Origin of the sequence: Nonomuraea lactucae (genome assembly GCF_003313395.1) — a bacterium.
In the GTDB taxonomy this organism is placed as follows: domain Bacteria; phylum Actinomycetota; class Actinomycetes; order Streptosporangiales; family Streptosporangiaceae; genus Nonomuraea; species Nonomuraea lactucae.
The window spans coordinates 1-23,293 of the sequence record NZ_QNFZ01000059.1 but is presented as its reverse complement, the minus strand read 5'-3'; the positions used below and the strand labels follow the sequence as shown (position 1 = coordinate 23,293).

Annotated in this window: 18 protein-coding genes and 2 pseudogenes; 8 read left to right on the top strand and 12 right to left on the bottom strand. The window is 69.2% G+C overall.

What is annotated here, in order from left to right; genetic code table 11:
- From DQW85_RS04475 to fdh, 3 genes and pseudogenes are all read left to right on the top strand, one after another.
- Positions 1-388, top strand: a pseudogene (locus DQW85_RS04475) (hypothetical protein); the annotation flags it as partial.
- Positions 385-2,220: an ATP-binding cassette domain-containing protein gene (locus DQW85_RS04470; protein WP_113699145.1), complete on the top strand. Its 1,836-nt coding sequence runs from the start codon at positions 385-387 to the stop codon at positions 2,218-2,220. The pseudogene DQW85_RS04475 and the gene DQW85_RS04470, both read left to right, overlap by 4 nt.
- Before the next feature lie 91 nt (positions 2,221-2,311).
- A complete protein-coding gene (gene fdh, locus DQW85_RS04465) occupies positions 2,312-5,503 on the top strand; it encodes a formate dehydrogenase (RefSeq protein ID WP_113699144.1) in 3,192 nt (1,063 codons plus the stop codon).
- A gap of 16 nt (positions 5,504-5,519) precedes the next feature.
- Here fdh and DQW85_RS04460 read toward each other — a convergent pair whose 3' ends face one another.
- Positions 5,520-6,704: an RNA-guided endonuclease InsQ/TnpB family protein gene (locus DQW85_RS04460; protein WP_240196918.1), complete on the bottom strand. Its 1,185-nt coding sequence runs from the start codon at positions 6,702-6,704 to the stop codon at positions 5,520-5,522.
- 176 nt (positions 6,705-6,880) lie between these two features.
- Here DQW85_RS04460 and DQW85_RS04455 point away from each other — a divergent pair, with 176 nt between their 5' ends.
- Positions 6,881-7,678: a 4Fe-4S dicluster domain-containing protein gene (locus DQW85_RS04455; protein ID WP_113699142.1), complete on the top strand. Its 798-nt coding sequence runs from the start codon at positions 6,881-6,883 to the stop codon at positions 7,676-7,678.
- The gene (gene nrfD, locus DQW85_RS04450) at positions 7,675-8,658 is read left to right on the top strand and encodes an NrfD/PsrC family molybdoenzyme membrane anchor subunit (protein WP_240196917.1); all 984 of its coding nucleotides are present in this window, start codon (positions 7,675-7,677) and stop codon (positions 8,656-8,658) included. The genes DQW85_RS04455 and nrfD overlap by 4 nt, the downstream gene beginning before the upstream one ends.
- Before the next feature lie 512 nt (positions 8,659-9,170).
- On the opposite strand, the gene DQW85_RS04440 is transcribed toward nrfD, so the two are convergent.
- On the bottom strand, positions 9,171-9,536 hold the full coding sequence (locus DQW85_RS04440) for a hypothetical protein (protein WP_162794722.1): 366 nt from the start codon (positions 9,534-9,536) through the stop codon (positions 9,171-9,173).
- A 57-nt stretch (positions 9,537-9,593) separates the two neighbouring features.
- On the opposite strand from DQW85_RS04440, the gene DQW85_RS04435 reads away from it, so the two are divergent.
- Entirely contained in the window at positions 9,594-10,841 is a 1,248-nt protein-coding gene (locus tag DQW85_RS04435; RefSeq protein ID WP_113699138.1) for a helix-turn-helix transcriptional regulator, read from the top strand.
- 217 nt (positions 10,842-11,058) lie between these two features.
- Here DQW85_RS04435 and DQW85_RS04430 read toward each other — a convergent pair whose 3' ends face one another.
- Both DQW85_RS04430 and DQW85_RS44130 read right to left on the bottom strand, forming a co-directional pair.
- Entirely contained in the window at positions 11,059-11,451 is a 393-nt protein-coding gene (locus DQW85_RS04430; RefSeq protein ID WP_113699137.1) for a LecA/PA-IL family lectin, read from the bottom strand.
- A gap of 248 nt (positions 11,452-11,699) precedes the next feature.
- Entirely contained in the window at positions 11,700-11,846 is a 147-nt protein-coding gene (locus tag DQW85_RS44130; RefSeq protein WP_162794721.1) for a hypothetical protein, read from the bottom strand.
- A 238-nt stretch (positions 11,847-12,084) separates the two neighbouring features.
- Between DQW85_RS44130 and DQW85_RS04425 the strand changes: the two genes are divergently transcribed.
- Both DQW85_RS04425 and DQW85_RS04420 read left to right on the top strand, forming a co-directional pair.
- Positions 12,085-12,342: a CopG family transcriptional regulator gene (locus DQW85_RS04425; protein WP_240196916.1), complete on the top strand. Its 258-nt coding sequence runs from the start codon at positions 12,085-12,087 to the stop codon at positions 12,340-12,342.
- Entirely contained in the window at positions 12,339-12,773 is a 435-nt protein-coding gene (locus tag DQW85_RS04420; RefSeq protein WP_113699135.1) for a hypothetical protein, read from the top strand. Before DQW85_RS04425 ends, DQW85_RS04420 begins: the two co-directional genes overlap by 4 nt.
- 555 nt (positions 12,774-13,328) lie before the next feature.
- Here DQW85_RS04420 and DQW85_RS04415 read toward each other — a convergent pair.
- From DQW85_RS04415 to DQW85_RS04375, 8 genes and pseudogenes are all read right to left on the bottom strand, one after another.
- A pseudogene (locus DQW85_RS04415) lies at positions 13,329-13,706 on the bottom strand (4-hydroxyphenyl-beta-ketoacyl-CoA hydrolase); the annotation flags it as partial.
- Between the two features lie 335 nt (positions 13,707-14,041).
- A complete protein-coding gene (locus DQW85_RS04405) occupies positions 14,042-16,024 on the bottom strand; it encodes an acetoacetate--CoA ligase (protein ID WP_113699133.1) in 1,983 nt (660 codons plus the stop codon).
- The gene (locus DQW85_RS45650) at positions 16,021-16,257 is read right to left on the bottom strand and encodes a hypothetical protein (protein WP_205314874.1); all 237 of its coding nucleotides are present in this window, start codon (positions 16,255-16,257) and stop codon (positions 16,021-16,023) included. Before DQW85_RS45650 ends, DQW85_RS04405 begins: the two co-directional genes overlap by 4 nt.
- Positions 16,258-16,595: 338 nt before the next feature.
- Positions 16,596-17,864 (bottom strand): aspartate aminotransferase family protein, encoded by a 1,269-nt coding sequence (locus tag DQW85_RS04395; RefSeq protein ID WP_113699132.1) that lies wholly within the window; start codon positions 17,862-17,864, stop codon positions 16,596-16,598.
- On the bottom strand, positions 17,861-19,369 hold the full coding sequence (locus DQW85_RS04390; protein WP_275888168.1) for an aminotransferase class III-fold pyridoxal phosphate-dependent enzyme: 1,509 nt from the start codon (positions 19,367-19,369) through the stop codon (positions 17,861-17,863). Before DQW85_RS04390 ends, DQW85_RS04395 begins: the two co-directional genes overlap by 4 nt.
- 119 nt (positions 19,370-19,488) lie before the next feature.
- Positions 19,489-20,505 (bottom strand): phosphotriesterase family protein, encoded by a 1,017-nt coding sequence (locus DQW85_RS04385; RefSeq protein ID WP_113699131.1) that lies wholly within the window; start codon positions 20,503-20,505, stop codon positions 19,489-19,491.
- Positions 20,502-21,848 (bottom strand): MFS transporter, encoded by a 1,347-nt coding sequence (locus tag DQW85_RS04380; RefSeq protein ID WP_113699130.1) that lies wholly within the window; start codon positions 21,846-21,848, stop codon positions 20,502-20,504. Before DQW85_RS04380 ends, DQW85_RS04385 begins: the two co-directional genes overlap by 4 nt.
- Positions 21,849-21,967: 119 nt before the next feature.
- Positions 21,968-22,681 carry a TetR/AcrR family transcriptional regulator C-terminal domain-containing protein gene (locus DQW85_RS04375; RefSeq protein ID WP_113699129.1) on the bottom strand — a complete coding sequence of 238 codons (714 nt, stop codon included), beginning with the start codon at positions 22,679-22,681 and terminating at the stop codon, positions 21,968-21,970.
- Positions 22,682-23,293: the final 612 nt, after the last annotated feature.

The following is a 23,293-nucleotide window of genomic DNA, read 5'->3' as shown; positions in this document are numbered from 1 at the left end:
CGGCCCGTCCGCGGGCGAGGCTGCGCCAGGCGGCGGGACGGCAGGCGGCGGGTCACCGGGGACGGCAGGCGGCGTGTCGGCGGGTGAGGCGCAGTTGCTCGCGTTCGCGCGGGCGCTGCTCGCCGACCCCGGGCTCGTCGTGCTGGACGAGGCGTCCAGCAGGCTCGATCCGGCCACCGAGCGGCTCGTCGAGCGGAGCGTGGACAGGCTGCTCGCCGGCCGCACCGGCGTGATCATCGCGCACCGGCTCTCGTCGCTGGCGCGGGTGGACAAGGTCGCGGTGATCGCCGGCGGCAGGGTGGTCGAGTACGGCCGTCGCGAGGACCTCGTCGCCGACCCGGGCAGCCGGTTCGCGCGGATGCTGGACCTGGCGGGGGTGCGCCGATGAGGCCCGTCTGGCTGGTGGTCGCCCGGCTCATCCGGTTCGACCTGCGGCGCTACCTGATCGGCGCGCTGCTGTGGATGCCCGTCAGCGTCATCCCGCTCGCGAGCGGGCTGGTGCTGCGGGAGCTCTTCGACCAGATCAGCGGGCAGCGCGCCGCAGGGCCGGCCCAGGCGCTGTGGCTGTGCGCGGCGTTCGTGGGCGTGGAGGTGGTGCGCGGGCTGGTGCTGGTCACCGCGTGGACGTACGGCGTCTACTGGTGGTGCGCCGCGGCCACCCTGCTGCGGGCCAACGTGCTGCGCTCGGTGCTGACCGCTCGCGGGGCCGCCGCGTCCCGGCTGCCGCACTCGCCGGGCGAGTCCGTCGCGCGCCTCCGCGACGACGTGAGCGACCTGGTGAACTTCACCGACGAGTCGGTCCCGCTGGCCGGCGGGGTGCTCTTCGGCGGGGCCGCCGTGGCCGTCATGGCCTCGATCGACCCCGTCATCACCCTGGTGCTGGTCGTGCCGATGGTGGCCGCCGGGGTGCTGAGCCGCTTCATGAGGGAGCGGATCCGGCGGCTGCACCGGCGCGCCCGGGTGCTCGGCGCGGCCGTCACGGCGTACATCGGCGAGATCTTCGCGGGCGTGCCGGCGCTCAAGACGGCCGGTGCGGAGGGCGCGGCGCTGGAGCGCCTGCGCGCGCACAACCGCCGGCGGCGCGACGCCGCCGTCAAGGACCGGCTGGCGACCGACCTGCTGGACACCGCGACCGGCGCGACCGTGGAGATCAGCATCGGTCTCGTCCTGCTGCTCGCCGCGCCGGCGATGCGCCGAGGCGAGTTCACGGTGGGCGATCTCGCGCTGTTCACCAGCTACGTCGGCTGGCTGACGGCGCTGCCGCGGACCATCGGCGTGATCCTCTCCCGCCTGCCGCAGGCCGCGGTCGCGACCGAGCGGCTCACCGGCATGATGGCCGCCCGCGAGGGCGCCGACCACCTTTCGCGCGACACCGGCGTCGGGTTCCACCGGCAGCCGCCACCGGCCGGGGCCGTGCCTCGCGAACGCGGGGACCGGCTGGAGGTCCTGGAGGCGCGCGGGCTCACCGTGCGCCACGGCGGGACCGGGCGCGGCGTGCGGGAGGTGGACCTGACGCTGAGGCGGGGCTCGTTCACGGTGATCACCGGCGCGGTCGGTTCGGGCAAGACGACGCTGGTCCGGGCGCTGCTGGGCCTGCTGCCGCTGGACGCGGGGACGATCTCCTGGAACGGCCGGCGGGTCGGCGACCCGGGGACGTTCCTGGTGCCTGGCCGGGCCGCGTACGCGGCGCAGGTGCCCCGGCTGTTCTCGGCGTCGCTGCGCGAGAACCTGCTCCTCGGCCTGCCCGCCGACGACCGTCTCGGCCGTGCGGTGGGGCTGGCGGCGCTGGAGGACGACCTGGCCGCCATGCCGGACGGGCTCGGCACGGTCGTCGGCTCGCGCGGGGTGCGGCTCTCGGGCGGCCAGGCGCAGCGGGCGACCGCCGCGCGGGCGCTGGTGCGGGACCCTGACGTGCTGGTCGTGGACGACCTGTCGTCCGCGCTGGACGTCGAGACCGAGCGGTCGCTGTGGGAGCGGATCGCCGGCGCCGCCCGCGACGGAAGCGGCCCGGGGACGCTCCTGGTGGTGTCGCACCGGCAGGCGGCGCTGGAACGGGCGGATCAGGTGATCGTGCTCGACCGCGGCCGGGTCGCCGGGTGCGGGCCGCTCGGCGAGCTGTTGGAGAGCTGCCCGGAGATGCGGCGGCTGTGGCACGAGGAGCTCGCCGTCGAGGCGGAGGAGCGGGCGGACGCGGTCGCGTCCGGCTCGGAATCCGCTTGATCAGGCCCGGAATCCGCTTGATCAGCCCGGAGCTTGATCAGGCCCGGACTCCGCTTGATTAGATCCGGCGAATGCGGGCAGGTCTCGCGTTGTGTCACGTGGGGGATGGCTCGCCCGCTGGCCGGTGATCCGGCAGCTCAAGGGACAGGACGGCCGGAGCGATGCCGCGCGCTCCGCCCGCACCGACGCGCTGCGCCCCCGCACCGAGGCGGCCGACAAGGTAGCCCGGTCGATCTGCCCCTACTGCGCGGTCGGTTGCGGCCAGCTCGTCTACGTCAAGGACGGCAGGGTCACCCAGATCGAGGGCGACCCCGACTCGCCGATCTCACGCGGCCGGCTGTGCCCCAAGGGCTCGGCGAGCAAGCAGCTCGTCACCCATCCAGGCCGCCAGACCCAGGTGCTGTACCGCAGGCCGTACGGCACCGCCTGGGAGCGGCTCGACCTCGACACCGCCATGGACATGATCGCCGAGCGGGTGGTGCGCACCCGGCGCGAGACCTGGCAGCAGACCCACGACGGCATGGTCGTGCGCCGTACCCTGGGCATCGCCGGCCTGGGCGGAGCGACGCTCGACGACGAAGAGAACTACCTGATGAAGAAGCTCTACACCGCCCTCGGCGCGATCCAGGTGGAGAACCAGGCGCGCATTTGACACTCCTCCACCGTCCCCGGTCTGGGGACCAGCTTCGGCCGTGGCGGCGCGACCACCTTCCAGCAGGACCTGGCAGGCGCGGACTGCATCGTCATCCAGGGCTCCAACATGGCCGAATGCCACCCGGTGGGGTTCCAGTGGGTGGTCGAGGCCAAGGAACGGGGCGCGAGGGTGTTCCACGTGGACCCGCGCTTCACCCGGACCAGCGCCCTGGCCGACCGGCACCTGCCGATCCGCGCGGGCAGCGACATCGTGCTGCTCGGGGCGCTGATCAATCACGTGCTCGAGGGCGGGCTGGACTTCCGCGAGTACGTGCTGGCGTACACCAACGCGGCGACCCTCGTGTCCGAGGACTTCCGCGACACCGAGGACCTCGACGGCCTGTTCTCCGGTTTCGACCCGGAGACGCGCAGTTACGACCCGAGGAGCTGGGCGTACGAGGGCACGGGGGATCAGCCCACCGGCGAGCACGTGGAGGGCGGCCTGCACCACACCCTGGCCGCGGGGCCCGACAGGTACGGGGCGGGCGGCGCCGCCGCGCACCCGCGCCCGCGGACGGACCCGACGCTGACCCACCCGCGCTGCGTGTACCAGATCCTCAAACGGCACTTCGCCCGCTACACCCCGGAGCTGGTCGAGCGGCTGTGCGGCATCTCGCGGGCGGACTTCGCCGACCTGGCCGAGGCGATCACCGCGAACTCCGGCCGGGAGCGCACCACCGCGTGGGTCTACTCCGTCGGCTGGACCCAGCACACCGTGGGCGCCCAGTACATCCGCACGGCCTCCATCCTCCAGCTCCTCCTCGGGAACATGGGGCGGCCCGGCGGCGGCATCCTGGCGCTGCGCGGGCACGCCAGCATCCAGGGCTCGACCGACATCCCGACGCTGTTCAACATCCTGCCGGGCTACCTCGCCATGCCGAACGCGCACCGGCACCGCGATCTGGGCCAGTACCTGGAGCTGGAGGGGGGCGACACCGGGTTCTGGGGCCACCGGAGCTCCTACCTCGTGAGCCTGCTCAAGGCCTGGTGGGGCGACGCGGCCACCGAGGCGAACGACTACTGCTTCGGCTACCTGCCCCGCCTCACCGGCGACCACAGCCACTACACGACCGTGATGGGCCAGATCGACGGCACGGTCAAGGGCTACTTCGTGATCGGGGAGAACCCCGCCGTGGGCTCCTCCGGAGGCCGGGCGCAGCGCCTCGGCCTGGCCAACCTCGACTGGCTGGTCGTGCGCGACATGACGCTGGTGGAGACCGCCACGTTCTGGCAGGACGGTCCGGAGCTGGCGACCGGGGAGCAGCGTACCGAGGACATCGGCACCGAGGTGTTCTTCCTGCCCGCCGCGAGCCACGTGGAGAAGGAGGGCACGTTCACCAACACGCAGCGCCTGCTGCAATGGCGTGAGAAGGCGCTCGACCCGCCCGGCGACTGCCGCAGCGACCTGTGGTTCTACTACCACCTCGGCAAGCTGATCAGGCAGCGGCTGACCGGCGACGAGACGGACCGGCCGCTGCGCGACCTGACGTGGGACTACCCGGAGCACGGCGAGCACCGCGAGCCCTCGGCGGCCGCCGTGCTCCGCGAGATCAACGGGGTCGGCCCGGACGGGCGCGCGCTGTCGTCGTCCACCCAGCTCCGGCCCGACGGGTCCACGCGCTGCGGCTGCTGGATCTACTGCGGGGTCTACGCCGACGAGGTCAACCACGCCGCCCGCCGCCGGCCGGGACGGGAGCAGACCCACGTGGCACCCGAATGGGGCTGGGCCTGGCCGGCCAACCGGCGGATCCTCTACAACCGGGCCTCCGCCGACCCCGAGGGCCGCCCGTGGAGCGAGCGCAAGGCGTACGTCTGGTGGGACGCCGAACTCGGCGAGTGGACCGGGCTCGACGTGCCCGACTTCGAGCGCACCAAGCCACCGGACTACCGGCCACCCGACGCGGCGCGGGCCGAGGCCGCGCTCTCCGGCACCGACCCGTTCATCATGCAGTCCGACGGCAAGGGCTGGCTGTACGTGCCCGCCGGGCTCGCCGACGGCCCGCTGCCCGCCCACTACGAGCCGCACGAGTCGCCGATCCGCAATCCCCTGTACGGCCGGCAGGCCAACCCCGCCCGGCGCACCTACGACCGCCCGGAGAGCCCGTACAACCCGCCGGAGTCGCCACGCTTCCCGTACGTGCTGACCACGTACCGGCTGACCGAACACCACACGGCCGGCGCCATGAGCCGCCCACTCGCCTACCTCGCCGAGCTGCAGCCCGAGCTGTTCTGCGAGGTCTCACCGCGGCTGGCCGCCGAGCTGGGGCTGGCCAACGGCGGCTGGGCCACGATCGTGACCACCCGCGCCGTGCTGGAGGCCAGGGTGCTGGTCACCGCCCGCGTACGGCCGCTGCGCGTCCAGGGAAGGGTGATCCACCAGGTCGGGCTGCCGTACCACTGGGGGTGGGGCGGAGGCGGCCTGGTGACCGGCGACGTGACCAACGACCTGCTGCCGCTGGTGCTGGACCCGAACGTCTACATCCAGGAGGGCAAGGCCATGACGTGCGACGTGCGCCCCGGCAGGCGGCCGAGGGGCCGCGCCGCGCTCGACCTACTGGAGATGTACCGCCGTGACTCCTCCGCCTCATGAAGGAAGCGGCTTCTCGCTAAGCCGCTTCCGCAGCCCGGCGAAGGGCAAGCCCTGCCCTGAGGATGTTGGTTGCCGCGTTGATGTCGGCGTGCGCGGTGTGCCCGCACGCCTGACAGGCGAACTCGGCTTGGGTGACGCGGTTCTCCTTGGCGCAGTGCCCGCAGCGGGCGCACGTGCGGGAGGTGTTGCGGGGATCGACTGCGATCAGCTCTCGACCGGCGCTTTCAGCCTTGTGCGCGAGGACCTGCAGGAACACCCCCCAACCCGCGTCCAGGATGCTTCGGTTGAGGCCGGACTTTTGGGCGACGTTCCTACCAGGAGCGTCGATCGTGCCGGATGCCGACCGGGTCATGTTCGCGATCTGCAGGTTCTCGTGCACGATCACGTCGTAGTCGCGCACCAGCGCCAGCGCGGCCTTGTGCGCCGCGTCGAGTCGACCTCGCCGCACCTTCGCGTGCAGCGCCGCGACCCGGGCCACAGCCGTACGGCGGCGCCTGGACCCGCGCCTCTTACGGGCAAGATCCCGCTGCGCGGCCGCCAGCCGGGCGGCGGCCGCGGCCAGGTGACGCGGGTTGGCGACGTGCACGCCGTCGCTGGTGACCACCAGCGAGGCGACACCCATGTCCAAGCCGACCGCGGCGCCTGTGCCGGGCAACTGCCCGGCGGGCACGTCATCGCAGGACAGGACCACGAACCAGCGGGAGCCTTCCCGCTTGACGCTGATCGTCTTCACGGTTCCCAGGAACCGCCGGTGCCGGTGCACCCGCACATGCCCGATGCCCTGAAGGCGGACGAATGTCGCGGCCGGGTGCTCGGGCTGACAGTCCCACCGGCAGCCGTCGCCGTCCTTGGGCCACTCGACCGTGTCGAACCAGCCCCGGCCCTTGAACCGCGGCAAGCCCGCCTTGCTCCCGGTCTTGACCCGCGAGAAGAACGCGCGGAAGGCCTTGTCCAGCCTGCGCAGCGTGGCCTGCTGGGAGGAGAACGACCACCGGCCCTGCCCGTCGGGGTCGTCGGCGCGGATGTGCTTCAACTCGCCCGACTGCTCGCCGTACCGGACCGTCACACCTGCCTTGCGGTAGGCCGTACGACGGTGTTCAAGAGCGGCGTTGTACAGGTCGCGGTGGTCATCCAGGCACGCCGCGAGCGCCGCCACCTGGCCGGCGGTAGGACGCAGCAGGAACTTGAACGACCTGCGCACGCCCACCTCCTCTACCCCGACCGGACTGATCAAATGCTATCGGCCGGTACCGACAAAACCCGGAAGGAGACTCTGATGCGCGGATCTGACAGGTCACCGCACGCTCGGGCTTTGGCGGCCCTCCCACTCCCGACTCCCCCGACGCCTGAAGGCGACGGTCCCCTCGGGAGAATCTGATGGCTGAACGGATGGGCTTCTTCACCGACAGCAGCGTCTGCATCGGCTGCAAGGCGTGCGAGGTGGCCTGCAAGGAGTGGAACCAGCTGCCCGACGACGGGTTCGTGTTCGAGGCGACCTCGTACGACAACACCGGCATGCTGGGGGCGAGCACCTGGCGGCACGTGGCCTTCATCGAACAGGCGCATGAGGTGTCCGTTCACGGTGATGACGGGGTGGACCGGTGGCTCATGTCGTCGGACGTGTGCAAGCACTGCACGAACGCCGCCTGCCTGGACGTCTGCCCGACCGGCGCGCTGTTCCGGACCGAGTTCGGCACGGTGGTCGTGCAGCCGGACATCTGCAACGGCTGCGGCTACTGCGTGCCCGCCTGCCCGTTCGGCGTCATCGACCGCCGGGAGGACGACGGGCGGGCATGGAAGTGCACGATGTGCTACGACCGGCAGCGCGGCGGGCTCGAACCCGCGTGCGCCAAGGCGTGCCCGACCGACTCGATCCAGTTCGGGCCGCTCGACGAGCTCCGCGAGCGGGCCGAGGACCGGCTGGCCCGGCTGCACGCCGACGGGCACGACGAGGCCCGGCTGTACGGCGAGAACCCGGACGACGGGGTGGGCGGGGCCGGTGCGTTCTTCCTGCTGCTGGACGAGCCCGAGGTGTACGGCCTGCCACCCGACCCCGTGGCGACCACCCGTGACCTGCCCGCCATGTGGCGCTGGGCGGGGGCGGCGGCCGTGTCACTGGCCGGTGCGGTGGCGGTCGCGTTCCTGGGGTCGAGGGGGAGGGGATCGGCGTCGTGAGGAGCGAGGACGCGCGTGGGATCGCGGAGGGGGGGACCCGTACGGCGGCGGGCCGGGCTCGTACGGTGGCGGGCCGGGAGCAGGAGATGGTGCCCGAGGCCGAGTTCCGCTCGTACTATGGCCGTCCCGTCATCAAGCCCCCGGTCTGGCACGAACCCAACATGCCGACATACCTCTATCTAGGCGGCATGTCCGGAGCCTCATCGACGATGGCGGTCGTGGCCAGGCTCACGGGCCACGCCAGGCTGGCCCGCACCGCCAGGATCGCCGCCGCCCTCGGCGCGGCCACCGGCGTCGGCCTCCTCGCCACCGAGCTGGGCCGGCCCGAACGCTTCCTCAACATGCTGCGCGTCTTCAAACCCACCTCGCCGATGAGCGTCGGCTCGTGGATCCTGGCCACCCATGGCGGGCTGTCGGCCGCCGCCGCGTCCTCCGAGCTCACCGGGATACTGCCGCGCCTGGGCGACGCGGCGGCCCTCGCCACCGGGTTGACCGGCCCCCTCACCGCCACCTACACCGCCGTCCTGGTCGCCGACACTGCTGTGCCCGCCTGGCACGAGGCGTACCGGGAACTGCCGCTCCTGTTCGCCGGGAGCGCCCTGGCCGCCGCCGGGGCGGTCGCCATGCTGGGAACGCCCCGGGCCGACGCCGGACCCGCCCGCACGGTGGCGGCGCTCGGGGCGGCCATGGAGACGATCTCGGGCGCGGTCATGGAACACCGGCTGGGTTTCGTCGGCGAGCCGTACCGGGAGGGGCGGGCGGGACGCTTCATGCGCGCGGCCCGCATCCTCACGCTGGGCGGCGGCCTGCTCGCCCCGGTCGCCGGCCGAAGCCGCACCCTCACAGCCCTGTCCGGCCTCGCCCTCACGGCCGGCTCCCTGTGCACCCGCTTCGGCCTCCTCGCCGCCGGCCGCGCCTCAGCCGCCGACCCGAAGTACACGGTCGTACCCCAACGCCAGCGCCTCGACGCAACCTCCTGAAAGCGGGATCCTCGCAAGGCCCCAAAAGCAAGGCCCCAAAAGCTAAGGCCCCAAAAGCATGGTCCTCGCAAGAGACGCGCTACGCGCGACGCGACTCGGGCTGCGCCGAGTGGGGGGCCGAGCCCCCCACACCCCCAGGCGGGGGCCTCCCGGCCCCCTGCACCCCCGGGCGTGCGCCGAGTACCGCACGGCGAGTTCTTGCCACACGAGCGCGCAGGCCAGGTCGAGGAGGCAGGGATGAGGAGGAGGCCACGCCCTCCAGATCTCATGGGCCTCGGTCACCGAGCTTCGGTAGGTCTCGTGTACCACGTTGCCCGCTTCGGCCTGGACGGTACGGCGGATGAATGCCTGCCCGCCGCCTTCGCACAGCTCGTAGAACGCCGCCCGACATACACACGTCCATGCCACGACGCGGACGCGAGCCAGGGCCGCGCGTGGTGGCAGCCACACGAGCGGTACATGATCACGCTGAGCCGTCGGTATGTGCGGACTCAGGCACTCGGACACGGTGGTCACGACATCTCCGCCACGAGTTCCGGTAGCGGTTGATCGTCCTGCAACTCGGCGTACCGCAACGCGATCCGTCTAGCGGTGGCCGCCGGGTTGCTCACCGAGCGGACGACATATCTTCTGTACCCAGTTACCTCAGAGGTGCCGCCACCCCACCACAGGAGGCGGAAACCGTCCGACCAGACGACCAGTTCCGCCCCAACGCTGACCAGCGCCACGCCATGTCCATGGTGAAGATCGGCCTGTATCCCGAGATGGCCCAGCTCCGCACGCAGGCGCCGCATCGCACAAACGGCCGCGTCGGTGTTCGTCGGAACTCGTGAAGGATTCATCACCTCAAGCAAAGCGGCCCCGTATTCACCGGGCACGATGACAATACGAGATAGCACGGGACACGGCCGTATCCGCGATATCCGAGGTGAACGATGGGCGCCCCAGGAACACCCGCCGCGTGGGCGGAACGGCTACGCGCCGAGCGCAAAGCCAAGGTCGACACGGTGGCGGACATGGCCCGAAAGCTCAAGGACGTGGCGGACGACCCTCTCCCCAGCGTGGCAGACCTGACGCGGACCATCAGAGGCTGGGAACACGGCGAGCATTACCCCAGCGAGCGCTATCGCCTCCTATATGCACGCGCCCTCAACACCACCGAGGCAGAGCTGTTCGACCTCGAAGAGCGCCCCCACCTGCCCATCCCCGCCCTGCCCCTCCATACCGTCGCCCCGGACGCCGATCTCTGCGACCGCATAACCCGCACCCTCGAGGACCCGCGCCGGATCGATCAAGGCACTGTGGACTGGCTGGTCACCTGTCTGGCCGAGCACCGCAAAGTCGAGGACACCATTGGCTCGCGGCCGTTGCTCGGTGTCGTACGCCAGCAGCTCGGCATCGTGGTCGAGCTGGCCCAGAGCGCGCGCGGCACCATCGCCGACAGCGTGGCCGATCTGGCGGCCCAGTACGCCCAGTTCGTCGCCTGGATGTCACTCGACATCGACGACCAGGCCGCTGCGCTCGCCTGGTACGACCGTGCCCACGACTGGGCGTTGGAGATAGGCGACGTCAACATGGCCACCACCACGCTCAGCATGAAGGCCCACCAGGCATGGAGCGCGGGCAACGCCCGCAGAACCGTACGGCTCGCCGAGGCCGCCCGCTGGCACGACGGCCGGGTGACGCCAGGCGTACGCGGCATGGCCACCCAGATGGCAGCCCGAGGTCACGCACTGGCAGGAGAGGCCAGAACAGCCCGCACGCTCCTGGACGAGGCCGAAGCTCTCATCCGCCAGGCTACCGACCACGCCGACGACGAACCGGCCTGGATGTACTTCTACGACGAGACCTGGTTCCGCCTCCAGCGCGGTATGACCGAGCTGCACCTGTCCAACTGGCCCAAGGCCGTCGATCTGCTCACGGCCGGACTGGCGAGCCTGCCCGAATCGTACAAGCGCGACCGCGCCTGGTACGGCTCCTGCCTGGCCAAAGCCCACGCCAAGGCAGGGGATGACGCTGCGGCCCTACAGGTCAGTCTCCCGATCGTGGCTGATGCCGTCGAGCTGAACCGCCACGCTCGCAACGAACTCATCGACGTGAAGAAGCTGCTTGAAGAGCGGAAGTCCTCGCACACGGATACCCTTCGAGACGCGCTCACGGGCGCTCACCGTGTACCGAGGTGAGCAGGGAGAACGGCCCCGGAGGGAGTGACGAGCTGACTGACGATCATCAATGGCCAGCCCGACCAGCCGTGATTTGTGGCGGGCGATGGCAAGCCCCGCCGTACAGCGAAGCCCCGTACGCCGTAGCGGCGACGGGGCTTCGGCGGCTCAGGGAAACGGGTCGGTGGCAACACCGACACCGACACCGCACCCCGAACCGACCGCACAAGAGCATCTACTAGATGCTGCCGTGGTTTTCGATCATCGCGACGTACTCGCCGGAGTTGTCACCGTACATTCCGGGCCGGTCGTTGAACGCGACGATCACCTCGCCGTCCTCCTGTGCACGGAAGGTCTGGGAGGAGCCGACCACAAGCCACGGACCCGAACCGATCCGGGCGATCAGCATCCCCACCGGGGCTCCGCTCAGGACGACGTCCGGCTGCATGTACGCGCCGGAGTACTTGCCCTCGATGTACCGTGTCCCGTCGGGAAAGGTTACGTCTCCCCCGTTGTAGGCTGCCCGCCCGCTCCCGGAGACGGTGAAGACCTCGTCGCGCTGAACCGTCACGCCGGACTTCACCCCGCCCTCGGCCTTCGCCGGCACCGTCACGACGTTGAAGTTCCCCATGTCGACACCTCCTGTTGACTACCCTCTGTAGTCATATTGTGACTGTACGTTCCATTACGGTGGCGGTGTCAAACGCATCGATGACAGGATGTGTACGGACTTGGTGGCATTTGGGGGTGGTGGAGGGTCGTACATGGCCACGTGGGCAAGATCATGGCGGTGGTGTGAGCCCCTCGACGAAGCACCGAAGGTCATGAGCGAGGAGCAGCTCGGTTTCCTCGTCTGCGTCGAACCAGGTGACCAATGGCTCACCCTGAGGGGCACAGGTCCCGGCCGTCGCCCGCGAGGAGGACAACCGGGCTGGGCAGGCCCCACTCCTCCACCAGGTACGGCGTATCGAGGATGGAGGTCGCATGCTCGTCGTGGCCGATGCCCATCAGGTCAGGGAAAGGCACGAGTGGCTGGAAGCTTCACGCCAAGCGTCCGTTCGGCCTCTTGAACAAGTTCGTCGGTCAGCGGCCGTAGCGGGTGCCGTCTGCGTCGCCGAATCCCTCGCCCTCACCCGACTCCACGTACCGGTGCGATCGGGACCAGACAGTAGGAACACGGTGGTTCGCCACGACCCTCTGAAGCGCTGGTAAGGAGGCCGATACCAAGAGTATGGTCTCAAGTATGGCAACTAAGAAGGTCACGGTGACCATCCCCGAGGACCTCCTTGAGGAGATCCGCGCGGAGGCGGCAGAGCGGGGCCTGTCGGCGTACGTCGCCGAGGCGTTGCGCTTCAAGCGTGACCGCGACCGGCTGTTGGAGCTGGTGAACTGGCTGGAGGAAGAGTACGGACCGGTCACCGACGACGAGCGCGCGGCAGCCATTGAGGAGTTGGAAGATCTCGACGCCGAGCACGAGCGCCGCCACGCCCGCCGAAAGCGCAACGCAGGAGACGCTGCGTGAGCAAGCGAAGCGCTGAGCACGGGCAGCCGCCGCTGCGAATCTTCGTGCTCGACTGCGAGGCCTTGTCACTGGCTGTGCGGGGCGACAGGAAGATGATCGCCTGGCTCGACCTCGCGGCCCGGGGGCAGGCAGAGGTGGTGACGTCTCCGCTCACGGTGGTCGAGGCGTACGACGGCAGGATTACCGAGCAACGCTGGGACTGGGTGCTCTCCCGGCTCAACGTCGCCGACCTCGGGAAGGACGAGGCCCGCCAGGCCCGCCAGGCTCGCGGGCTCTTGGCCGATGCCAAGTTGCACGGTCACAGGTACGCGATCGATGCGGTGCTCGCTGTCATAGCGCGCAAGCAAAAGGGGCAGGTCACCGTCTTCACTTCGGATGTGGACGACCTGGAGAAGCTGGTCCCGAACTCGATCGTCGTCAAAAAGGTCTGACCTTCTTCGACGGCCTCGCGCTGCGCCCTCCACTTCGGCGATCCCTCCGCGACGCAGAACGATAGGGGAACATGCGATCTCGTACGGGCGTCGTCAACGGACTGTCCCGAGCTCGAGCGGCGCCATCCCAAACGCGTGCCGCAGCGAGTGCCGGGCTCCAGTCGCCGCGCGACGGTGCCCTCGGACATCCAGAATCTGTCAGAAGTCCTGTTGGCGATGTGGGAGGCCATGGACCAGCGTGATTTGGCCGGTGCCAACCTCGTCGGCGATGTCGAGCAGGACCTCGCCAGGCACGCACCGTCCTCCTCATCCGGTCATCGGCATGATGTGGCAAATCAGAGGTCGCAGCCCAAGAGCTACCGGAGCGATTGTGCCAGCTCGGCTGCCTTCGACGTGACAGCTGATACGTCGGCGAGGTCATGAACTTCAGCGGACAGATTGTGGAACACCTGCTGAGCTTCTTCGAACGCATCCCTCTGCTGGCGAGTCTGAGGCGGTGCGATGACCACTTGCAAGTCGACGTTGGGGCTGATGGTGCTCGTTCGGCCGACCGAGGTGGAACTTGAACCCTCGCACTCCGTGCTCGGTGACCAGCCGGCGGGCGCGGGCGACAGCGGCCTTGCCGGCGTGCGGATCGACCGAACCGAACGGGATCAGTACGTTGGCATGCTCGGCGGCGGCCTCGGCGATCTCCTCGCTGGACAGCGGCGGATGCCCGGTGCCGGCGGGGGCGTCGACCGTGAACACCACCGCGGCGGTGCGGTGGGCGCGGTAGAGCTCGGCGATCGCCGCCACGGTGGGGGGGCGGTCGGCGTTGGCTCGGAAGTACTTCGCCGAGGCGTCGAGCAACTCCTGATCAAGCGAGTAGCAACCGTGGCCGTCCTGTTCGACGTGCACGTGCACGTCGATGGCGTCGAATGCCGTGAGATCCATGTGTTGCCTTTCTTCAGGGGATCCAGGTTGGGGACGTTCGGCATGGGCCTTGGTGGCGAGCAGTGGGGTCAGGACAGTGTCGCGATGGGCGACGAGCTCGGTTCTGTCGATTCCGCGCCCGCGACGGCCTTGCTCAGAGTCCGGGCTGAACGTGAGCTGCGATGGAGACGCGTCCTCGACCGGCGCGAGAGTCGGCCAGCGCGCCGCGCTGTCGGTGCGCAGCCGCTCCTCTGATCCCGGTGACAGGTCGGTCGCGCTCACGTCAAGGCCGTGAGCCAGAGGTGGCCCGTCCAACTGGCGGTCCCGACGACAAAGACCCTGCTGACTGGCCACGCTCATCGCTGCCCCCGGGCCGCGGCGAGGGCAACGAACACGTCGAGCGCCGTCGGGTCCGCGAGCACGTCGCGGCTGGCGACGTCGTCGAGCTCCGCGCCCAGCAGGATCCGCTTGACCGGCAGTTCCAGCTTCTTGCCCGTCCGGTTGCGTGGCACCATCGGTACGGCCGCGAGCACGTCGGGGATGTGCCGTGGGGACAACTGCGTGCGCAGGGCGATGATAATCCGGTGGCGCAGCGCGTCGTCGAGCTCGACTCCGTCGTGCAACTGGACGTACAACAGCAACTCCCCGTTGCCGCCCGCCGGGTCTTCCAGGTGCACCACCAGGCTGTCGACGACCTCTGGGAGGCCCTCCACGACCAGGTAGAATTCCGCTGTACCGAGCCGGACTCCGCCGCGGTTGAGGGTGGCGTCGGACCGTCCGGCGACCTCAACGCTCCCGACCGGGGAAATCCGCACCCAGTCGCCGTGCCGCCACACTCCGGGGTAGGGCGCGAAGTAGGCGTCGCGGTAGCGGGTCCCGTCATGGTCGCCCCAGAATCCAACCGGCATCGACGGCATCGGGGCGGTGATCACCAACTCGCCCAGCTCACCGACCACCGCGTTACCCTTCTCGTCAAACGCATGTGCGTCGACCCCAAGGCAGGGGCCGGAAATCTCCCCTGCCCAGACCGGCTGGAGCGGGCTGCCCTGTAAGATTGCGGAGCAGACGTCGGTGCCGCCGCTGCCCACATTGAGCAGTACGCCGGGTCCAAACTGCTCGGCGACCCACCCATAGCCCTCCGGTGGCAGGGGGCTGCCCGCAGCGCCGATCTGGCGGACCCGCGACATGTCGAACTCCGCCGCCGGCCGCACACCGGCGGAGCGGCACGCCATCAGGAATCCTGGGCTGGCGCCCATCAGAGTGGCACCTATCTCGGCCGCCAGTCGCCACTGCCAGCGCAGGTCCGGGTAGAGAGGGTTGCCGTCGATCATGGCGATCGATGCCCGTACCAGCAGCCCCGATACCAACGCGTTCCACATCATCCACGCGGTGGTGGAGAACCACAGGATCCGGTCACCTGGACGCAGGTCCCAGCTCAGGCCATGGTTCTTCAGATGCTCGAGCAGGATTCCGCCGTGGGCGTGCACGATCGCCTTCGGCTTTCCGGTCGTCCCTGAGGAGAACAGCACGTACAGCGGGTGCGCGAACGGCACTGGGTCGAACGCGAGCTCGCCCGGCTCGGCAAGTAGTTCGTCCCAGCCGACCGTGCCGGGTAGGTGGTTCTCGCCATAGGGGACGTGGACAACGTGCCGCACGGTGGGCAGGCCAGCCCGTATCACCGCCACCTGCTCGCGACGGTCGACCTCCTTGTCGCCATAGCCGTACCCGGCCACGGTCAGAAGCACCATCGGCTCGACCTGACCGAAGCGGTCGACGACGCTTCGGGCGCCGAACTCCGGGGCGCAGCTCGCCCACACCGCGCCCAGGCTCGCCGTGGCCAGGAACGCCACCAGGGTCTCCGGGATATTCGGCAAGTATGCGACCACCCGGTCACCGCTGGTGACGCCGAGCCTTCGCAGCCCTGCCCGGGCGCGGGCCACCTGCTCGCGCAACTGCCCCCAGGTCAGCTCCACCGGCTCGCGAGTCTGGGAGAACCCCAGCAGCGCCACTTCTCCGGCGTCCCGATCCGGAGCGTCGAGGAGCCCGACGGCGTGCTCGGCGTAGTTTAGCGTCGCCCCGGGGAACCACTCCGCTCCAGGCATCTCACGCCGGCCCAACACCCTCTCGAATGGGGTGTGCGCGCGTACCTGGAAGAACTCCCAGACCGCCGACCAAAATCCTTCCAGATCGTCGACGGACCAGCGGTGCAGCGCGTCGTAGTCGTCGAAATGCAGCCCACGCTCACGTTCCAGCCAGCCCAGGAATCGCCCTATCTCCGTGGTCTCCCGCACGTTCGCTGCGGGCGGCCGGATCGGCTCCGGCGTCTTTGCCCCGGTCATGAGCGCTTCACCTTGACCGCGCGCTGCTGCTTCGCCTCGGTGCTGCCGGTGACGATGGCCGCCATCCACGACTCCGTCAGGTAGCCCTCGGCGGGATCGGCCTCGGCGATCCGTGGCAGCGCGGAGCGATCAGCCGGTGGTGGAGGCGTCGTTGACCGCGTGCGCCTTCCCTGTTGCGCAGCTATCACCGCGGCGCCGGTCACGATAGCGGCGGACGAGGTCGGTCTAGTCATGGCGGAGGCTCTCCTCGGGTTCTGAAGGCTCACTCAAAGACGCGGTCAACCGTGCGCGATGGCGTCTCAGTCGCGCGGTACGCCGATGTCGGGCCTTGCGGGCCAGATCCTCGTCGGCCACCGTGACGCCGTGTCCGTGGGGCAGTGCCTGCAGCGGCACGACGGTTGCGGTGGTCAGCCCGTACCGGTCGGTCGGGTGACTGATCGCAAGGCCCGGGTGGAGGCGCGCCGCGGTCGGCCGGCGCCGACAACGTGGCGGGTCCGGGCGAGGAGGCGGCTCTTCGGTTCTGATCATGTCCACGGTGCCGCCGGAAACCGTGCGGGTGGCGCTTCGGTGATCATCGAGCGTTGAGGCGGTTGAAGGCATTCTCATACGCCACCGCTGCGGCTTCGACTTCCTCATCGCTCGTAACAGTGGAAAGGCTGATCATGCCGCGCGGGGTCGTGTAGACACCTTGGAGGAGCAGGGCGAGGTGCAATGCCGGTAGGAGCGGGCCGGCGGCTGCGCGCACATCAGCGGCGTTGGTCGGGGCCGACGAGGTGAAGTGCACATTCAAGATTGATCCGGCCCGGGTCACGGACATGGGAAGACCAGCCCGCGTGGCGGCCTGGATGATCCGCTCCGCCAGAAAGCCGCCCGCGCGGTCGAGTCGTTCGATATCGGTGGCGTCGAGGTGGTGCAGGGTGACGGCTCCGGCCGCGGCGGCCGCGAGATGGCCATTGAACGTGCCTGAATGCATGAGGTGGCCACGCGTCGTCGATGCGGTGAGCAGAAGGAGGTCCGCGCGCCCGCCGACCGCGCCGATCGGCAACCCGCCTCCGATGATCTTACCCAGGATTGTGAGGTCGGGAGTGAGGCTCAGCCTTCCCTGTTCCCCTCCGATGCCGTTGCGCAGCGCCTGCACCTCGTCCAGCACGAACAGGGCGCCCCGGGAGCGGGCCAGCTCCTGCACCTCGTGGAGAAAACCCGGTGCGGCGGGCACGACACCCCCGGCGCCGAGGAACGGCTCAGCGAAGACAGCGGCGACCTCGCCGGTGAGCGCAACCTGCACGGCGTCGATGTCGTTGTACGGCACGGCGATCACGGCCGGGTCTTTGGCGAGCAGAGGCGGGGCGCTGCCGTGGTAGCCGCCGTCGAACATCAGGAGCTGCGACCGGCCGGTGGCGCGCTGGGCGATGCGGGCGGCGAGCACGGACGCCTCGGTACCGGAGTTGGTGAATCGCACGCGTTCCACCGAGGGAACGCGGCCGACCAGCAACTCGGCGAGTTCGAGCTGGCGATCGTGCGGGCTGGGAAAGACCAGCCCATCTTCCAGTACGGCTGTTACTGCCGCCGAGACCGGCGGGTACGCGTTACCGTGGATCAGCGAGGTGTAGTTGTTGACCAGGTCAAGGTACTCGTGGCCGTCGACGTCGATCAGCCTCGATCCACGACCACGCGCGATGGCCACGGGGTAGGGCGGATAAGTGGTGACAGCCCGGGTCTCCCCGCCGGGTAGCACGCGCAGGGCACGCCGGAAGGCCGTCTCGGAGCCTGGGGTTCGCTCGCGGTATTCGCGGAGCAGATGTTGCAGTTGACCAGCGTTCGTCGCATCCAGCGAGGTCATGGGGTGATTCGCTTCCTCATCGCGTCCAGCGAATGGTCGAGCAGTTCGAGCAGCAGATCGAGTTCCACGGGGCTGGTCGTGAGCGGTGGAGCGATCAGGACGGCATCGTTGACCCCACCGGTCGCCGGGTAGATCAACAGCCCGTGTTCGCGGGCGGTCGCGACCAGCGCGGTGGTCAGCGATCCAAGGGGATCTCCGGGTCTCTTCGTGTCCCGATCGGTCACGAGTTCCAGGCCTTGAAGCAGGCCAAGGCCGCGGACCTCGCCGATGATCTCGTGACGGGTCGCGAGCTCCTCCAGCCCCGCGCGCAGGCGGTGCCCGCGAACCGCCGCAGCCGTGACCAGATCGCGCGACTCGATCGCGTCCAGCACCGCCAGCCCGACCGCGCAGGACAGCGGGTTGCCGCCGTAGGTGTGCCCATTGGTGACGGCGCCGGTGCCGGCGGCTATCACGTCGATCACCTCCTGGCTGACCAGGACCGCCGAGATGGATGTGTAGCCGGCTCCCAGCCCCTTTCCGAGCACTACCAGGTCGGGACGGACATCCCAGTGCTGAGCCGCGAGCATGCGGCCCGTGCGGCCCATCCCGGTCATCACTTCATCGGTTACCAGCGGCAGGCCCCGGGAGCGGCACACCTGGGCGAGGCCGACGAGGTAGCCGTCAGGTGGCGTGATCGCGCCGCCCGCGGCGCCGCCGACCGACTCGATCAGCACGCCCGCGTTCACGGGGCCGTCCTGGTAAAGCTGTATCGCGGCTTGCTCGACGAGATGGGCGGCGAACGCGGCGTCGTCCCTGCCATCCGCGTAGCGGTAGCCGTAGGGCGGGATGAGGGTGTTGAACTGGTGGAGCAGCGGCTCGGCGACCCAGCGCCGGAGGGGGTGGCCGGACAAGGAGAGACCGCCCAGCGTGCTGCCGTGATAGCCGACCGCATGGGAGAAGAACCGGAATCGCTCCATCTGGCCCTGCTCCCGCCAGTACTGCATGACGAGCTTGATCGCCACCTCTACCGCCTCGGATCCGCTGTTGCAGAGAAACACGTAGGGGTATCCGGTCAGCTCGCCGAGCCGGTCGGCCAGCCGCTCGGCCTGCTCGCTGAAGAAGGTGCCTCGATGGACGAAGCTGACCTTGGCCGCCTGTCCGGTCATCACCCGCAGCACTTCGGGATCCGCGTGCCCGAGGTTGGCCGTGACGGCGCCGGAGCAGCCGTCCAGATAGCGTCGGCCCTCGGTGTCGTAGAGAAAAACCCCGCGACCGTGGCTCACGGTCGGCAGCTCTTCTTCGAAGTCGAACTTGATCAGCCGGCTGCCGGCTGGCTGCATTTCAGTACTCCGGTTCACCATGCGCAGGAATGTGTAGCCGCCGCCCCCGTACGCGGTGTGCTGGGAGGCCAGGCAGACGTCGTGGGACAGCAGGATCTGGTCGATGTAGCCCTCCCGAACCAGATCCATCACCATCTCGACCCGTCGCGCGAGCTCGCCGGAGTGAGCCGCGTTGATCGTGTCGATGCCGACAAAGGCTCGCGCAACCGATTGATGAAGAGATGCTCGTGCGGCAGGACGACACCCAGCTCGTTCACGCGGACCTCGCCGAGAGCGGTTGCGACAACTGTCATCGACATGGGCTCCTAGTCGGCCAGGGTGAGTAGGCGTGCAGGCGTGGCCTTGGTGATCTGCCGAATCACGTGTGGCGGGATGCCCCGTGCCAGCATCAGCGGGAGAACCCGCCGGAGAATATGCGCGTATCCCTCGCCGCCGTACCGGGTCAGCTGGGTCTTACGGCAGACATCCTCGGCGATGACGACGCTGTCGCCGTGGCCGGCGGCGACGAGGGCCTTGATGTAGGCCACCCGCATGCCGTCGTTCGGCAGGTCGACGCTGGGGTCCGGGGGGTAGTAGCTGGATTCCGTGCCGAACAGGTCGAACTCCAGCACGCAGCCGGTGTCGGCCAGTTCCTGCAGGCCGTCCAGGTCGGACAGGGTGCGATCGACGTGCGACATGATCGTGCGCGTCACGTCGCCGCCGGCCTCGATCACGCACCGCAGATGGTGCGCGGGCGCCGCGTGGTGCCGACCCGGGTGGACCAACAGCGCGGCACCCGTCTCGGCCTGCGCGGCGGCCGCCGCGCGCAGCACTTTCACCTCTTCGGGGTGTGGTGGCCAGGACAGCCCGATCTCGCCGATGACACCGGCGCGGATCCCGGTGTCCCCGACGCCGTGACGGATGTCATGGATGATCTCCTCGGCGATCGCGTCCTCCGGCATCTCCGCCAGCTCAGGCGGGTGAAAGGCGGCGACGTAGTAGCCGCTGCCCATCACGACGTTGACACCTGACTGCTCGGCGATCTCCTGCACCGCGACCGGATCCCGGCCCAGCCCCACCGAGGTGGCCTCCACCAGCGTGCCGCCGCCCGAAGCCCGGTAGAGAGCCAGTTCGCTGATGGCGGTCTCGACCTCGTCCAGGCACAGGTCGCGCCGGTTACGCCGGTCCACCCGAGCCTCGAAGTAACTGGCCAGGGTGATCTCGTCGGCGGTGCCCTCATCGGGCAGGTATGCCGTGAGGTCGCACAGCAGGTGCTCGTGCATCTGGACGTGCCCCAATTGCTCGGGCTCGACCGGGCCGAGCACGGTTTGTACCACGCTCATGGGGCGGTCACCTCCGTGAGGTCGGACCGGTAGGTCTCGCGAGTCAGGTAGGCGGCGACGGCCGTCACCAGGCACGTGCCCGCCATGAACACCGATACGTACAGCGAATGTGGCGCTCCCCCGCCTGCGGCCAGCAAGCTGCCCGCGATGAGCGGGGCGAGCCCACCGCCAAGTACCGAGGCGACCTGGTAACCCAGCGACGCGCCCGTATAGCGGGTGCCGGTACCAAACAGCTCAGCGAGAAACGCACCCATCGGGCCGTACATCAGGGCGTGCACGCCGAGAGCAAGCGCGTAACCCACCAGGAACAGCGGCGTCGATCCGGTGTTGACCAGCGCGAAGAGGAGGAACGAGTTGGCGCCGAGCAGGAGGGCGCCGGTGATGTACACCGGCCGCCTGCCTACCCGGTCCGACAGCGCCGCAAACAGCGGCAAGCAGACCAGCGACATCGCGGACGCGATCATCAGGCCGTCCAGCGCGGTGGACCGTTCGTATCCCACCTGGGTCGAGTAGGCGATCAGGAAGGTGATCAGAATCGAGTTCGCCGCGAACGGCCCGAAGGCGATGAGCGCGGCGAGCACGACGTTGCGCGGCTGCGTGCGGAGCAGCTCCAGGATCGGGAGCCGGGCTCTGCCCGGCGAGCGCTGCTCAATCTCGGCCTGGAAGACGGGGCTCTCCTCCACGCCAAGCCGGATCCACAGCCCGATGCCGATCAGAACCACGGTCGCGAGGAACGGCACGCGCCAGCCCCAGGACAGGAAGTCGCTCTCCGGCAACGCCGAGATCAGGGAGAAGACGAACGTCGACAGGAGGAGCCCGGCGGGGGCGCCCATCTGCGCGACGCTGCTCCACAGACCGCGGCGGGCGCGGCCGGAGTGCTCCAGGGTCATGAGTACGGCGCCGCCCCACTCGCCCCCTACCGCGAAGCCCTGTAGGAGGCGGAGGACGACCAGCAGGATCGGCGCCCAGATGCCGATCTGAGCGTAGGTCGGCAGCAGCCCGATCAAGATGCTGGCAGCCCCCATCAACAGGATGCTCGCGACGAGCATGCGTTTCCTGCCGAGGCGGTCGCCGAAGTGGCCGAAGAGGAGCCCACCCAGCGGGCGCGCGCCGTACCCGACGGCCAGAGTCCCGAACGACGCGACAGTGCCGGCCGCCGGGCTGATCTCGGGGAAGAACAGCACGTTGAAGACGAGCGCGGAGGCCGTGCCGTACAGCAGGAAGTCGTACCACTCGACGAGGCTGCCGACGAAGCTCGAGATCAGGACCCGCCGCTTGACAGAGGCATGGGCCTTCGTGGCGGCCGGCGACGCAGCATCGGGGGATGGGATCGAAGCGCCCATGGTACCTCCAGGGGGTGCGGCGCAGAAGCGCCTCCTGTACATGGGACAAGAGAATCTCCTGTACGTGGGACAAGAGTCAAGAGTGTGGCGTTAAGTTCACCCCTGCTCGGGTGTGGGCGCTATCGCAATGAGGCGCGCACTCCTCGCACGAGCAGGTCGAGTGCCGCATCAAAGCTGCGATCCATCGGCTTGGCCCGTCCAGAGTCCCATCGCGTCATGAACGCGTTGTTGGCCATCAGCGACATGTTGCGGGTCAACGCGGGGAATGCCACCTCGTCGAGGGAGCGCAGCTGCCGGGCGAAGTCGTCCTTCCAGCCTTCTTCCGCGTCTGCGGGCTCGATAGACAGCTCGAGCGTGACCCACCCGAGCACGAAGCCGATCAAGGAGTTGTAGACGTGGAGCAGTTCCTCCCCTGCGAGGCCCGCGCCCTCCAGCACGACGATCACCCGTTCCACGAGCGGAATCGCCGTCGTGGTCACCACCAGGTGTGAGCCGACGATCGGAGCGAGGTTGGGGTGCCGGTGTATCGCCGCCCGGCACTGACGGGCCATCATGGCCAGCCAGGCATCCCACGGGAGCTCGCCCGCGCCGGGAAGCGCGACCTCTTCGAAGATTCGTGCAGAGACCGCGCTCAGAAGCTGTGCCTTCGTGCCGACGTGCCAGTACAGGGCCGTGGGATAAACACCCAGTTCCTGGGCGAGCGCCCGCATCGTCAGCGCGTCCAGTCCACGCTCGTCGACGAATGCCAGGGCGGCGTCGATGATCTGCTCCCGCGACAGCGGATCACGAGAAGCCTGTCGCGCCCCACGACTCGCCCTGTCGCCGGCAGTCATCGGCCCTCCCGTGCTCTCGTTGGTCAGGCAATGCTTTCAGATTAGGACGAGCACATTCAGCCGGAGTCTCGACGAAGGAGGGCGTCGGTAGCGCTCGCGCACAATCCTTGGCGATCACTGCGGAGCGGAAGCACTACTGCCGGAGGCTTACGGCTTTCGGATACGACCTTGATCGTGTGAGCATGTCGCGCATGGGGATGTTCAACCGCCTACGGCTGCCCGGTCAGCTTGAGTGCCCGGCTTGTGGGGTTCTTGATCATTGGTGGGTCCAGTTCCGGTTCGGGGTCTAACGTTGATGAACTATGTGATCCCGTGGATTGGGCAACCCGGGGGCGTAAGGAAGGACGGCCGGGGCTTGGACGCGTCTGGGTGCAGGGCACTCTAGAGGAGAGTCCACGGTGTCAGGTGGAACTTGGACCAGGCCGCGAGATTTTGGACTATCGAAGTTCGTGACGACACGTTAGCAGGTGCTGTCGAGGACAGTAGCGGCAACGGGTACTGGCTGGAGTTCTGGCGAGTTGCGAGCTGAACGTGGCCCTAGGAGTGTCCTGAAGATCTTGGTGGGTGGGTCGGTATGAGCTGGCCCGTCCACTGGTTATGGAGTGGTGGCGA

What these genes read in the sequence shown, in the direction of transcription:
- DQW85_RS04470 (WP_113699145.1), top strand. Translation starts at nt 385, where the DNA reads ATGAGGCCCGTCTGGCTGGTGGTCGCCCGGCTCATCCGGTTCGACCTG.
- DQW85_RS04455 (WP_113699142.1), top strand. Translation starts at nt 6,881, where the DNA reads ATGGCTGAACGGATGGGCTTCTTCACCGACAGCAGCGTCTGCATCGGC.
- DQW85_RS04435 (WP_113699138.1), top strand. Translation starts at nt 9,594, where the DNA reads ATGGGCGCCCCAGGAACACCCGCCGCGTGGGCGGAACGGCTACGCGCC.
- DQW85_RS04430 (WP_113699137.1), bottom strand. Translation starts at nt 11,451, where the DNA reads ATGGGGAACTTCAACGTCGTGACGGTGCCGGCGAAGGCCGAGGGCGGG.
- DQW85_RS04405 (WP_113699133.1), bottom strand. Translation starts at nt 16,024, where the DNA reads ATGACCGGGGCAAAGACGCCGGAGCCGATCCGGCCGCCCGCAGCGAAC.
- DQW85_RS45650 (WP_205314874.1), bottom strand. Translation starts at nt 16,257, where the DNA reads ATGACTAGACCGACCTCGTCCGCCGCTATCGTGACCGGCGCCGCGGTG.
- DQW85_RS04395 (WP_113699132.1), bottom strand. Translation starts at nt 17,864, where the DNA reads ATGACCTCGCTGGATGCGACGAACGCTGGTCAACTGCAACATCTGCTC.
- DQW85_RS04385 (WP_113699131.1), bottom strand. Translation starts at nt 20,505, where the DNA reads ATGAGCGTGGTACAAACCGTGCTCGGCCCGGTCGAGCCCGAGCAATTG.
- DQW85_RS04380 (WP_113699130.1), bottom strand. Translation starts at nt 21,848, where the DNA reads ATGGGCGCTTCGATCCCATCCCCCGATGCTGCGTCGCCGGCCGCCACG.
- DQW85_RS04375 (WP_113699129.1), bottom strand. Translation starts at nt 22,681, where the DNA reads ATGACTGCCGGCGACAGGGCGAGTCGTGGGGCGCGACAGGCTTCTCGT.